The 13,283-nt window shown below is 58.8% G+C and carries 12 protein-coding genes; 8 read left to right on the forward strand and 4 right to left on the reverse strand.

Going from position 1 to position 13,283, the window contains the following annotated elements:
* Nucleotides 1-6: 6 nt before the first annotated feature.
* From AC13DE_RS16825 to AC13DE_RS16850, 6 genes are all read left to right on the forward strand, one after another.
* Nucleotides 7-318, forward strand: a complete 312-nt coding sequence (locus AC13DE_RS16825; protein ID WP_413842339.1) for a hypothetical protein — start codon at nt 7-9, stop codon at nt 316-318.
* Between the two features lie 144 nt (nt 319-462).
* A complete protein-coding gene (gene dnaG / locus AC13DE_RS16830) occupies nt 463-2,445 on the forward strand; it encodes a DNA primase (RefSeq protein WP_483048486.1) in 1,983 nt (660 codons plus the stop codon).
* Nucleotides 2,446-2,579: 134 nt separating this feature from the next.
* Nucleotides 2,580-4,562 (forward strand): RNA polymerase sigma factor RpoD, encoded by a 1,983-nt coding sequence (rpoD, locus tag AC13DE_RS16835; RefSeq protein ID WP_446295407.1) that lies wholly within the window; start codon nt 2,580-2,582, stop codon nt 4,560-4,562.
* Between the two features lie 255 nt (nt 4,563-4,817).
* Nucleotides 4,818-5,231 (forward strand): hypothetical protein, encoded by a 414-nt coding sequence (locus tag AC13DE_RS16840; protein WP_483048487.1) that lies wholly within the window; start codon nt 4,818-4,820, stop codon nt 5,229-5,231.
* Nucleotides 5,232-5,245: 14 nt separating this feature from the next.
* The gene (locus tag AC13DE_RS16845) at nt 5,246-5,644 is read left to right on the forward strand and encodes a hypothetical protein (protein WP_483048488.1); all 399 of its coding nucleotides are present in this window, start codon (nt 5,246-5,248) and stop codon (nt 5,642-5,644) included.
* A gap of 39 nt (nt 5,645-5,683) precedes the next feature.
* Complete coding sequence (locus tag AC13DE_RS16850) at nt 5,684-6,094, forward strand: secondary thiamine-phosphate synthase enzyme YjbQ (RefSeq protein ID WP_446296151.1); 411 nt, start codon at nt 5,684-5,686, stop codon at nt 6,092-6,094.
* A gap of 4 nt (nt 6,095-6,098) precedes the next feature.
* On the opposite strand, the gene AC13DE_RS16855 is transcribed toward AC13DE_RS16850, so the two are convergent.
* The gene (locus AC13DE_RS16855; protein WP_483048489.1) at nt 6,099-6,770 is read right to left on the reverse strand and encodes an SDR family oxidoreductase; all 672 of its coding nucleotides are present in this window, start codon (nt 6,768-6,770) and stop codon (nt 6,099-6,101) included.
* 194 nt (nt 6,771-6,964) lie between these two features.
* Here AC13DE_RS16855 and nrdR point away from each other — a divergent pair, with 194 nt between their 5' ends.
* Both nrdR and ribD read left to right on the forward strand, forming a co-directional pair.
* Nucleotides 6,965-7,432: a transcriptional regulator NrdR gene (nrdR, locus tag AC13DE_RS16860; protein ID WP_446296155.1), complete on the forward strand. Its 468-nt coding sequence runs from the start codon at nt 6,965-6,967 to the stop codon at nt 7,430-7,432.
* Nucleotide 7,433: 1 nt separating this feature from the next.
* A complete protein-coding gene (gene ribD / locus AC13DE_RS16865) occupies nt 7,434-8,525 on the forward strand; it encodes a bifunctional diaminohydroxyphosphoribosylaminopyrimidine deaminase/5-amino-6-(5-phosphoribosylamino)uracil reductase RibD (protein ID WP_483048490.1) in 1,092 nt (363 codons plus the stop codon).
* A gap of 65 nt (nt 8,526-8,590) precedes the next feature.
* Here the strand turns inward: ribD and AC13DE_RS16870 are convergent, their stop codons facing one another.
* The 3 genes from AC13DE_RS16870 to AC13DE_RS16880 form a co-directional block, all read right to left on the reverse strand.
* Entirely contained in the window at nt 8,591-10,633 is a 2,043-nt protein-coding gene (locus AC13DE_RS16870; protein WP_483048491.1) for a capsular polysaccharide biosynthesis protein, read from the reverse strand.
* 8 nt (nt 10,634-10,641) lie between these two features.
* On the reverse strand, nt 10,642-11,778 hold the full coding sequence (locus AC13DE_RS16875) for a polysaccharide biosynthesis/export family protein (protein ID WP_446312951.1): 1,137 nt from the start codon (nt 11,776-11,778) through the stop codon (nt 10,642-10,644).
* Nucleotides 11,779-11,894: 116 nt separating this feature from the next.
* The gene (locus tag AC13DE_RS16880; protein WP_446296164.1) at nt 11,895-13,187 is read right to left on the reverse strand and encodes a capsule biosynthesis protein; all 1,293 of its coding nucleotides are present in this window, start codon (nt 13,185-13,187) and stop codon (nt 11,895-11,897) included.
* Nucleotides 13,188-13,283: the final 96 nt, after the last annotated feature.

The raw sequence follows: 13,283 nt of genomic DNA on the forward strand, positions 1-13,283 counted from the left end.
GTGATGATGAAGGTATTATCAGTGACAATAATGGCGGCCTCTGTGAGCCTGGCTGCTCCGGCCTGGGCGGTCAGCAGCGACGCCGAGGTTAGTTGCGCCTATCAGGCAGATGTAGTGCAGGCAGTGCGTCAGGCCCGACTGGACCGGGTGAAAGAACGCGGCGTGGCAAAGCATGTCGCGGCGTCCGCCCCCGCCTGGCCCGCGAAGTACAACGCTGTCGTGCCTCTGGTCACCCCATGGGTTTATGAAATGAAAATGCGTGATGTCAAAGCCAATGATCTGGGGGCGGCCTGGAAAGAGATGTGCCTGGGCAGGTGAGGACATCGCCCGGCGGTGGGGGCAGGGAGGGGCCAGCCCCATCGCCCTGACGGGCGATCCCCCGGAGTTTATCTGGCAAAATGAAACGGTAGATCTACACGTTGGGTGCTGGACTTCGAGCCTCGTGCGGCGATATATACAGCTATGAGCCTGCCCCCTGGATTTTTGGATGAATTGCGCAGCCGCGCCAGCCTTTCACAGGTGGTGGGGCGCAAGGTCATGTGGGATCCACACAAGTCCAACCAGGGTAAAGGCGACATGTGGGCACCTTGCCCGTTTCATCAGGAGAAATCCGCCAGTTTCCACGTGGATGATCGCAAGGGCTTTTATTATTGTTTTGGCTGCCATGCCAAAGGCGATGCTATCTCGTTCGTGCGTGAAACCGAAAATGTGAGTTTTATGGAGGCGGTCGAGATCTTGGCCCGCGAAGCGGGAATGCCGGTGCCGCGGCAGGATCCCCGGGCACAACAAAAAGCTGACAAGCGTGGTCAGTTGACCGAGGTGATGGAGCTGGCAGTGCAGTACTTCCGGCTGCAACTGCGCACGGCACCGGCTGGTGGCGCGCGGGATTATCTGGCGAAACGCGGATTGACCGCCGACGCGCTGGAGCGGTGGGAAATCGGCTTTGCCCCCAATCAATGGCAGGGGTTATGGGACCATCTGAAGGCGAAAGACGTCGAGGATGCGTTGATTTTCGGTGCGGGGCTTGCCAAGCCTTCGACCAAGGGCGGGCGCGCTTATGATACGTTCCGCGGGCGGATCATGTATCCTATCCGCGATGCAAGGGGACGCGCGATCGCGTTTGGCGGGCGGGCAATGGACCCGGATGACCCCGCGAAATACCTGAACTCTCCGGAAACCGAGCTTTTTGACAAGGGGAGAAGCCTTTACAACGTGAAGGACGCCCGGGCCGCCGCCGGGCAGGGCAAGCCCTTGGTGGTTGCGGAAGGGTATATGGATGTCATCGCTTTGGTACAGGCGGGGTTTGGCGCGGCGGTGGCCCCATTGGGGACAGCGATAACCGAAAACCAATTACAGATGTTGTGGCGCATCGCACCCGAGCCGATCATCACATTGGACGGCGATGCCGCGGGTCAGCGCGCGGCGTTACGCCTGGTTGATCTGGCATTGCCCTTGCTTGAGGCGGGGCGTTCCCTGCGCTTTGCGGTGATGCCGGACGGGCTGGACCCTGATGACCTGCTACGGGCCCAGGGAGCCCCGGCGCTGCAGGATCTGTTGGACAATGCGATCCCTATGGTCCGCCTGCTGTGGCAGCGAGAAACCGAAGGTCGGGTTTTTGACAGTCCCGAACGCAAGGCCGCGCTTGACAAGTCGCTGCGCGAAAAAATCATGATGATTAAAGACCCGTCGATCCGCAGCCATTATGGGCAAGAGATCAAGGACCTGCGGTGGCAGTTGTTCCGACCACAAAGGAAGCCGGGCAGCTTTGCACCGGTGCCACGATCCGTTGGCGGCAGCGGGCAGGGACGCTGGAGCGCGGCCCCCATGGGACCCTCGCCGGGGGCTAAATCGTCGATGCTTGGAACCGCTGCGGGCGACGGCGCGACAGAGCATTTACGCGAAGCGGTCATTCTATGTGCGCTGCTGTGCTGCCCGCAACTGGTAGAGGAATTCGAAACCGGGCTGGCGACGATGCGTTGCCAGAATGCAGACCACCGCAGGATTCGTGATTTGATGATCCGCCATTCACATATATCACCTGACGCGTTGCGTGAAAAAATATACGACGCACTGGGTGCAGTGACCCTTGAAAACATGCTCGCGCAGCGCCACGTTGCCATTACACCATGCATTCGCAGCCCCGGCAATCTTGAGATCACGCGCATGACGGTAGCGGAAGAAATTGCCAAGCTGGAAGCTGCGAGGGGGCTGGACGCCGAGATCGCCGATGCGATGGAGGATTTGACGGGTGGTGCTGACGAGGGTTTGACATGGCGGCTGAGCGAAGCCGCGCGCAACGCAGACCGCGCGCAACGCAGCGGGCAAGAAGATACAGCCGAATATGATATCGGAGAAAACGGCGCGCATATCAGCCGAGAGGAGCGAAGTGCACTGGATGCACTGATCGGTACAATTCGCGGAAGACCCGCCAAAGATGAAAAATGAACCCAGCGTGGCTTTTTCGCCGGGATGTTTAACAAAATACAGGGTAACGGGTTTAAGAATCACCCAGAACCCCGCATGATTCTATGGAATCGAATCGCCGTAGGTGATTCGCGCCCATTCGCTGGAGGAAATTCATGGCCGCCAAAGATGCCAACGAAGACACGAAGTCTGACGACCAAGACGCCGGCCATTCGCTTGATATGAGCCAAGCCGCCGTCAAGAAGATGATCGGCGACGCGCGTGAAAAAGGTTACATCACCTACGATCAGCTCAATACTGTGCTGCCACCCGATCAAGTCAGTTCGGAGCAGATTGAAGATGTCATGTCGATGCTTTCGGAAATGGGCATCAACGTCATCGAGGATGAAGACGCCGAGGATGAAGAAGCCAAGGGTGGTACAGATCTGACCACCACGGACAGTAACCGCGACGTTGCGTTGTCGACGGGCACGTCCGAAAAGCTTGACCGGACGGATGACCCCGTGCGGATGTACCTGCGCGAGATGGGGTCGGTTGAACTGCTGAGCCGCGAGGGCGAGATCGCGATTGCCAAGCGGATCGAAGCAGGGCGCAATACGATGATCGCAGGGCTTTGCGAAAGCCCGCTGACCTTTCAGGCGATTACCATCTGGCGCGACGAGCTTTTGTCCGAAGACATCTTGTTGCGTGACGTTATCGACCTTGAAGCGACCTTTGGCACGCAGATGGGCGAAGAAGAGGATTCAACGCCCGTCGTACCCGCTGTCGGGCTCGAGACGAAGCCGACTGAATCGTCAAACGAAGTGGATGCCGACGGCAATCCGATTTCCAATGACGACGATGATGAGGATGATGATGAACAGGCCAACATGTCGTTGGCCGCCATGGAAGCCGCACTTAAACCACAGGTTCTTGAGGCGCTTGACATCATCGCTGATGATTACGTCAAGCTGAGCCAAATCCAGGATAGCCGCATATCGGCAACCTTGAACGAAGACGGTACTTTTTCAAAGGCCGACGAAGAAGAATATCAGCGTGTGCGGTCGGAAATTGTGTTGTTGGTGAATGAACTGCACCTGCACAACAACCGTATCGAAGCGTTGATCGACCAGCTTTATGGTATCAACCGCCGTATCATGCAGATTGACTCTGCGATGGTGAAATTGGCTGACCAGGCACGGATTAACCGTAAGGAATTCGTAGACAACTATCGCGGTTACGAGCTTGATCCGAACTGGATGGAGCGTATGGCCGAGAAGTCCGGCCGTGGCTGGCAGATGTTCATCGAACGCTCGGCCGACAAGGTGGACGAGCTGCGCTCGGATATGGCGCAGGTCGGGCAATATGTTGGTTTGGATATTTCCGAATTCCGTCGCATCGTGCAGCAGGTTCAGAAGGGCGAAAAAGAGGCCCGTCAGGCCAAGAAGGAAATGGTCGAGGCGAACCTGCGTTTGGTCATCTCGATCGCCAAAAAATACACCAACCGCGGTTTGCAGTTCCTTGATCTTATCCAGGAAGGCAACATCGGCCTGATGAAGGCCGTCGACAAGTTTGAATACCGTCGCGGCTACAAGTTTTCGACCTATGCGACATGGTGGATCAGGCAAGCGATCACGCGGTCGATCGCGGATCAGGCGCGTACCATCCGTATTCCTGTGCACATGATCGAAACGATCAATAAACTGGTCCGTACCGGTCGTCAGATGCTGCACGAGATCGGCCGCGAGCCGACGCCGGAGGAACTGGCCGAAAAGCTGCAAATGCCTTTGGAAAAGGTTCGCAAGGTGATGAAGATCGCCAAGGAACCGATTTCGCTGGAAACACCCATCGGCGACGAAGAGGACAGCCAGCTCGGTGATTTCATCGAGGACAAGAATGCCGTGCTGCCCTTGGACAGCGCCATTCAGGAAAACCTCAAGGAAACGACGACACGGGTGCTGGCATCGCTTACCCCGCGCGAGGAACGTGTTTTGCGGATGCGGTTTGGCATTGGCATGAATACCGACCATACTTTGGAAGAAGTTGGCCAGCAGTTCAGTGTTACGCGTGAACGTATTCGCCAGATCGAGGCAAAAGCGCTGCGTAAGCTCAAGCATCCAAGTCGTTCGCGCAAGTTGCGGTCGTTCCTGGATCAGTAAACGGTCAACGATTGCTGTAGAAGAAGGGGCGGATGTTTTGGCATCCGCCCCTTTGCGTTCCAGCCCTTTTGCATTCGACCGGATGGTTGTCGCAATGCGGCAAAACCTACGCATTCGATCGCACTGCGATGCTTCTCGGCCGGCCGCAGAACCGGGTCGCGGAACGTTGTCCGGTCGGGACAATGACAAAGCTGTGATTTTGCGAACGGTGAAACCATCCTTATCTCATGGTATCAATCTGTTCAGGAGCACCCGATGCGACGTATATTGGTTTCGGCAGTGCTGGTGGTTCTGCCTCTTGCTGCTGTGGCACAACCCTACACTGCGATAAATCGGCTCAAAGTTGTGCCGTTGACGGCCGCCGGGGATTTCGAAGTGATCGAAAATTACGGCGAAGGTCCACGGGGGATCTGGTGCGCCGCTGCAAGTTACGCCCGCGACCGGTTGGGCGCAGGAGGTCCGGCAGAACTCTACGTCAAATCCTCTCGGGGGCGATCCGTCAGCGGGTTAGGGCGCACCAGCGTCGTATTCACATTGAATCGCTCAGACCTGTTGGTGGCCCCCTCTAAATCATACTCGATATCCGTTAACCAACCGGGCCTTAGCCTGCCGGTAGGCCATGCTGTTCAGTTCTGTCAGGATTATATAATTCCGACACATATCTTTTAACACGAGGGTTGATCATGATTCGCTGCACCACATTTGCGCTTATCGCCATGTTGGCCGCCGGTCCTTCGAGCGCGAGCAACTACATATCCGATGGCAGTCTTGAATTCGCGCCACTGCCCGACGGCGTACAGATAACCGGAAATACCGGACGGGGGGCCCGGGGAACGTGGTGTGCGGCCGCGGATTATGCGGTGAACCGGCTTGATGCACGGCGAAGCCAGAAACTCTATGTGAGTGAGCCGCTCGCAAAGGGTTTGGGTCGCTCGAGCGCTGTAGGTTTTACGCTGAACCCGGCCAGTCTGACGCCGTCCAATGTTTTCATCGTCGGAGGATCCTTGACCCGGCGAGGGTCGGCGATGACCATCAGCCACGCGCTGGCGTTCTGTCCCGACGTTACTTTGCCAATTCGCTAGCCGCCAAAGAAGGGCGAAGTTTAGCCCGATGACTGGTTCATGATCACAGATTTCAAAGTATTCACGCAGGGGCAGGGCCTGTACGAATTCACCGACGACATCAGGCGGTGGCTGGCAGGCCAGCGTGATGGGTTGCTGACCTTGATGGTGCAGCATACATCCGCATCACTTTTGATCCAAGAGAACGCCGACCCCGACGTGCAAAGGGACTTGTTGGCCTTTTTTCAGCGCCGTGTACCACCATCAACGGATCCGTCCATGGCTTTCCTGCGTCACACTGCCGAAGGGCCGGATGATATGCCCGCCCATATCAAGGCGGCGGTTTTGCCGGTTAGCCTCGGTATTCCTGTCAGGGCGGGCCAGATGATGCTGGGCCAATGGCAGGGCATCTATCTCTTCGAACACCGCGACGCGCCTCATACCCGGCGCGTCGCGGCCCATTTCGCTTGATTGGTCAGCCGGTAGGCATAAGATGAATCTCGCGTATTGCGGCACGCGCGGGGGCGTCAAGTGCGTGCATGACCGCGGCGGCGACATCGTCGGGGTGCAGCTTGTCCGGTTTTTCTTCGTCAAAGAACGGCGTGTTTACCATGCCGGGGGAAACGACCATGCACCGCCCGCCCCACTCGGCCATCTCATCGGCTAGGTTGCCGGCAAACCCGTGGATAAAGAATTTTGTCGCGCCGTATATCGACCCTTTGATATGCCTGCGCCCGGCGGCGGACCCGGTTACGATATATTGTCCGGTTGTCTTACGCAGATAGGGCATCGCAAGATGCGCCGTATAGAGCGCCCCCATTATGTTCAGATCGACCATCGCTTTCCACTCTTCGGGGTTGCCGTTCTCAGTCCCGCTTTTCGACGTGCCTTTGCCTGCATTGGCAAACACCGCATCCAATTGGCCGAACCGGTTAACCAGCCTTTCGATTGCGTCGCGTTGATCTTCATAAACCGTGGCATCGCCGGTCAGCACCATGGCCTGTTCGCCAATCTCGGCGGCCAATTCGTCAAGCTTTGCCCGGCTGCGTGCGAAAAGGCCCACGTTCCAACCTGTGTGTGCCGCAGCGCGGGCGGTCGCCGCACCAATGCCGCTGGATGCGCCGGTGATGAATAACGTCTTGCTCATGGGATACCCTATCTGTCTTGAACTACGCAGGGTAAACGCGTGGCAGGGAAGATGGTTCAGGTGACCCGGTTGCCCTACAACATCTAGCTGTGCATTTCGCCTCTACCCAAAACCTCGCATAGGCCCTATAGTTATAGACAAGAGGGCGATGTGCCCCACAAGTGAGGCAGATCAGATAATAAAGGGGACCGGCCATGCGCTGCCCGTTTTGCGGAAATATCGACACACAAGTAAAAGACAGCCGCCCGGCAGAGGATCACGTATCCATCCGGCGCCGTCGCTTTTGCCCGGCATGCGGCGGCCGCTTCACCACCTACGAACGCGTGCAGCTGCGCGATCTTGTGGTGATCAAGACCTCCGGCAAACGAGAAGACTTCGACCGCGACAAGCTCGAACGCTCGATCCGCATTTCCATGCAGAAACGGCCAATTGACCCCGAACGCATCGACCAGATGATCAGCGGGATCGTGCGTCGTCTCGAAAGCATGGGCGAAACTGATATAGGGTCAAAACAGATCGGCGAGATCGTGATGGAAGCCTTGGCGCGTATCGACACCGTCGCATATGTGCGGTTCGCCAGCGTGTACAAGAACTTCCAGGCCGCGGATGATTTCGACAAGTTCGTTCAGGAACTGCGGCCCGATACCCCCACGGAAGAATAACATGTCACAAGACGCCCGCTATATGGCGTTGGCCCTGTCGTTGGGCCGACGCGGGCAGGGCAGTGTTTGGCCAAACCCGGCTGTGGGATGCGTGATCGTCAACAACAACCGCGTGGTCGGTCGTGGCTGGACCCAACCCGGCGGCAGGCCTCACGCAGAAACCCATGCGCTGTCCCAGGCGGGTGCGGCGGCTTATGGGGCGGTGGCCTACGTCACCCTGGAACCCTGCGCCCACACCGGTAAAACCCCACCCTGCGCTCAAGCTTTGATCAATGCAGGGGTGGCCCGTGTTGTCATCGCCTGTACCGACAGCGACCCGCGCGTCAGCGGCCGTGGCGTGGAAATGCTCAAAGCGGCCGGTATATGCGTCGAAACCGGCCTGCTCGAAGCTGAAGCCCGCGCCGACCACGCGGGATTTTTCCTGCGCATCAACGACGGCCGCCCGATGCTGACCCTCAAGCTGGCCACCAGCGTCGACGGTCGTATCGCCACCGCATCGGGCGAGAGCCAGTGGATCACCGGTGCCACGGCCCGACGTATGGTGCACGGCCTGCGAAGCCGCCACGACGCGGTAATGGTCGGTGGCGGAACCGTGCGCCAGGATGACCCCAGTCTGACCGTGCGCGACCTCGGCATCGACCGTCAGCCCACGCGCATTGTCATTTCCAACGGCCTCGATATCCCCTTGGACTCCAGGCTCGCGCAAACTGCCGCAGACATCCCGTTGATCCTGTGCCACGGTCCCGAAGCGCCGAAAAACCACATTCGCGACTGGCAGGACAGGGGGGCAACGCTGCTGTCATGTGACGCGCGGCAGGGTTACGTCGATCCTGTTGACATGATGCAAAAACTGGGCGCCTGCGGCCTGACCCGCATCTTCTGCGAGGGTGGCGGCCAAATCGCCGCTTCCCTGTTGAAATTTGACCTCGTCGACCGGTTGATCGGCTTTACTGCTGGCGTCACCATCGGGGCCGACGGACTCCCCGGTATCGCCCCCCTGCACGTGAACCGCCTGTCAAACGCACCGCGCTTCACCTTGGACAGTATAGCGCAGACAGGTGCCGATACTGTCCAGATCTGGTCGCGTCGCTAGGTCTTGTTCCAAATGGCTGCAAATCCCGGGGGGCCGGGGGCTGGCCCCCGGATCAATCGCTCGCTCTAGCGCCACAGATGCGCCTGACTGGCAAAAACCCCCTGACCCTTTGCCAGCAACCGGTTCGCCAGACCCGCGCGCAGGCCCGTGCCTGTTTCCAAACGGTCCAGCACGACCTCAACCGGGCAGGCCAGTCCGTTGAGAGGGTCGAAATAGCGCGGATAATCTATCAGAACAGCATGAACCAACCCTTCCAGCGTGATATTGGCGTGACGTCGCGCGGGCACATCGCCCCTGTCCTCCGTCAAACCCCACCCGGCGTAGAACGGTGCACCAAGGGTGACGACCTTGACCCCGCGCAACAGCGCCTCGAACCCCAGAAGTGAGGTCATCGTCCAGACTTCGTCGACATATGGCAGCAGGGCCGCGGGATCGGCTTGGCGCAATATGCGATCCGCGATACCTTCCGCTTCGATGTCGCCTTGCCGCAAACCGGCTTCGACGTCCGGGTGGGGTTTATACAGGATCACCGCATCGGGGTTGGCTGCCCGGGCGGCTTGCAACAGGCCCAGGTTGGTGGATACTCCCGTCGTGCCTGATTTGATGGATGCGTCATCTTCTACCTGTCCAGGTACCAAAATGCGCCGACCCTCCGGAAGGTCGGACCATTTGGCAGAGCCACCAAGATTGTATTTGCTCAGGCCTTTTTCGCGCAGTGCAGCGATCAGCCGCGTGGCGCGCTGCATCTGGTCAGGCCGCAGCTTCGACCGCTGATCGATCCACGCTTCAAGGCGACTGGCGCGGCGTGGGTCGTAATAGATACCCAGATCATCGCAGACCAGCGACAACGGCGGGATCAGGTCCGCCCCCAACCCGCGTGAGCGCAGAAATCCATCCTCCACGCGCCAGATGTTCGCTTGATCGGGGGTTGCCTTTCCTGCCCAGACCATCACCCGTTTATCACTGGTCGCTGCGGCAGCCGCTGCTGTGGCGGTATCGCGCGAAAAGGTGACCGGGGTCCATTTTCCGAAAAATCGCTGCAAGGGGCGGCGTTTCCATAGCCGCATCCCGGACGCGACCCATCCGCCGTGGTCTTCGCGCCATGCCCGACTTTGAGCGTCCATGATGTCTATCGCGGTATTCAGGTCGCACAGCTGATCGCGGTGCGGGTTATACCACTTGGGGTAAAGGATCATCGCCGCGGCGAAAATCTGTGCGCGGGTCAGTGTGCGCTGCCGCCGTTGCAGGGGAAATTCATCCTCGGTCAAGCCCCATCCTGCGTAAAACGGTTGGCCAAAGACGCGTGGTTTGTGGCCTGCGAAAATCGCTTCGAACCCCATCTGAGAGGACACCGTATAGACGCCAACCGCTCCTTCGAACAACCGCCACGGGCTGACGGCATCGGTCAGCAACGAGATATGTTCATTGGTGTCTTGCGGGCCAAAGTACCCCTGCCGATAGCCTTTTGCGGTTTCGGGGTGGGTTTTTATGATGATCCGCGCGCCAGGGTTTTCCTGTTGGGCGTAGACCAGCATCTCCAGAAACCGCGCACGGTCCGCACCCGACGCGGTCACCGAGGCATCGCCACGAGTCTGGTCGATCACCAACACGTAACCGGGGGCCGGCGCAGGATGAAGGGGGTCGAAGCCGTTGTATTTGGTCAAATGCGCCTCGATCATCCGCGCGATGGCGCCGCGCGCGCTGTTCAGCAGCTCCGTGTCATCCAGCGGATGCTTTGACAGCAACTGTTCAAGGTCCGAAGGCTGGGCCGGATCAAAGTGGTTCCCGCGATGGTCCACCAACAGCCCGACCGGGGGCTCTCCGGCTCTGCCAGGGAACAAGGATCGCAGCATGGCGTCTTCGACCCATACCAGCGGTACCCTGCGCTTGTCCGCGATGGCGATGCCACGATGCGCCGTTTTCGCGTTACCCCAGACAGCGACGGCATCACCTGGTCCGGGCAGTCCCAGATGGAGAGAATAGCCTGACAGTTGCAGAATCCGGCGTACGCGGCGCTGTGTTACAAACCCTCCATTAAACACAAAAAGCCGCCGGTCCTGTTCGGAACCGGCGGCAGGGAGAAAGCACGGGTAAGGCCCTTCAGCCATCTGTTAGATCAATTTTTTCTGACCAACGACGACAGGCCGTTTACCGAGTTGGCCGACCCGGTGATCGAAGAGATCACCTTGCTCCATTGGGTGAAGGGGGCTTCGGTCACGTATATGGTATCTCTGTCGCGGATAACGAAATCCCGCGCCATGAACATGCCATTGGGTTTGGTCAGGTCGAGGACATACACCATGCGCTGTGCACCTTGCAGATCGGTGCGGCCCAGAACCTGTTCCGCGACGGCCTGAGGCTCGTTGCGGAACACGAATACGCCGGTAGGGTCGGCCGTACCTGCGTTCAGACCACCGACTTGGGCGATCCCTTCAAGCGCGGACAGATTTTGCGTCTCGAACGGGACCTTTCGCTGTGCACCGGTCGCACCCAAAGCCACAAACGAACGTTTGTCTTCTTCGACCAGAATGCGATCACCCCCGCGCAGCGCAATGTCGAGCTCTGGATGATTGTAAAGATCTTCGAACCAGATCTGGCCGGTCTGTCCACCGCGTAAAACTGTGATCTGGGTAATTTCGGGCACGATTGACACGCCACCGGCCCGTGCCAGCATGGTAGACAACGTGCGCGTAGGCCGTTCGATGGCATAGACGCCTTGCGCCCCTACCGACCCGATCAAGGACACTGTCGCGCCGTCACCCGCCAGCCGACGTACCTGCACCTGAGGGTCGGGCGTCTGTTCGGACAAGCGCTGCGTGATGATCCTGCGTATGGCTTCGGGTGAATTCCCGGCTGCTCTGATACGTCCGGCATAGGGCACAAAGATGAAGCCCGAGCCATCGACCTGGACTTCCTCAAGCGTGGTGGCGTTTATGCCCTGCGCGGCCAACAGCCCGTCATCGACGTTTTCCCAGATCGTCAGGCCCAGCGTATCGCCGGGGTTGATCGTGTCAGACCCGATTTGACCGGCATTGATGAACGCCTGGCTGAATCCGAGCGCGGGGGTCACCGCTGTCGCGCGTGTCACACGGTCATTGACCGCCACGATGAAAGCGTCGCCCTCCCGTTGGACAGAGCCTGCGTAAATCTCGCGTTTGTTCGGCCCTACTTTTGGCAAGCCACATGAAGATAACACGGCGACCGCCGTCAATAGAACGATGGGACGTGCCCACCGGAAAGGTACGGATTTCACTGCCCGGTCTCCTCGACCTGATATTGTTCTGCCTCACATTCGCCAGTTTATTCGGCGTAATTACGTCAAGGCTATCTTAGTCCTGAACAAAAATCTACTGTCTGAGGGGATTTGCACTAGGTGACGACATGTAACTGTTGCCGAGGTGCCGCGGTTCCGGTTTCCAGAGCATCATACGGGTCTTCGCTCGCCAGCATCATATCGACCACCTGACGCATCAGCTGGGTGCGGGCCCGTGCCGCATAAAACCCCCCTGGGATCTGCGACGTTTCAAGCAGATAGCGCCTGTAGTCCTTGTATGCCTTGTTGTCCGGCCGCGCAGCGGCAGCAAAGAAATCGCTGATGGGCTGGTCCGAGACAAACTCGGGTTTTGCATAGACCGCATCACCGAACACCTTGAGCGGTATGCCGCGCCACAAAACCTGTTGGCCGGCGGTGGAATTGACCGTGACCGCCGTGCGCGCGTCATTCAACAATTGCGCCAGTTTGCCGCCGCGCACGTAATGGACACGATCAGCCACGCCAAGCTCGCGCGCCAGCTGCCTGATAACATGGCGCACGGGGACACGGCCATCCTCAAGCGGGTGTGCCTTCACGACCAGATGGTGATGGCGCGGTGCGCCTTTGGCAAACCCTTCGAGAACGACAGTCAGAAAGTCGGCCATTGTCTCGAAGGGGGAATGTTCTTGGAACGAACTGTCATGTTCAAGCTGAAGCAGCGCGAGGTGATAGGGAAACCCCCCCAGGCGAATGCGTAAGGTTGCGATCAGACGGTCCAGTGACAGGAACGGCATGAGCAGCAAACGCTTGACGTAAAGCTGGAATTCCTTGGTCACGGGAATGCTGCGGTGGGGGCGAAAATTACGGTAATCCCCGTTCCGGAAAAGTATGAACCAGTGATAGAGCGCCCCGTAGAAGACATGGTGGCGCATGTCGCCCCAATGGCCGGGTGGAAGCGGGGCTTCCATATCGGAATTCGCCAATGCGATCTGCATATGCTTGATGGTCATGTCCATCAAACGGGAGTTGCCGTTGGAACCGTCACGTTCGTAGGTCACCCAGTACGGGCGCATATAGCCTTCCTCGAAAACGTGCACGGTCAGGCCTCGTGCCTTGGCCTCGGCCACTGCCTGGGCGTGGATCGGGCGCGTGTCACCATAAAGCACGATATCAGTGACACCCTTGTCGGCGAGCAGCGCGACAAAGGTGTCTTTCCATTCGTCGGCAGCACCCCGGAACGGGATATAGCTGCGTGGATGGAACCAAAAGGCCCGATCGCCGGCATTGAACCCCACTCGCCAGACATCTGCCCCCGCCAGCCGCAGCATCTTGCCCAGCCGGTTGAAGAAGGGGCCGTGAGGCCCCTGAAGGAACAAGAATACCCGGTCTTTGGGTGCGGCGGCGGTCATTGCAATCTTTCGTCTTTGGAATGGATGCGGCTAGATAGCAACGGGATGCGGGCGGGAATGAGGCGACGGCGCGGTCTTGTCATGACGATTGCTGAG

The sequence above is a fragment of the Sulfitobacter sp. L-8 genome (assembly GCF_056859255.1).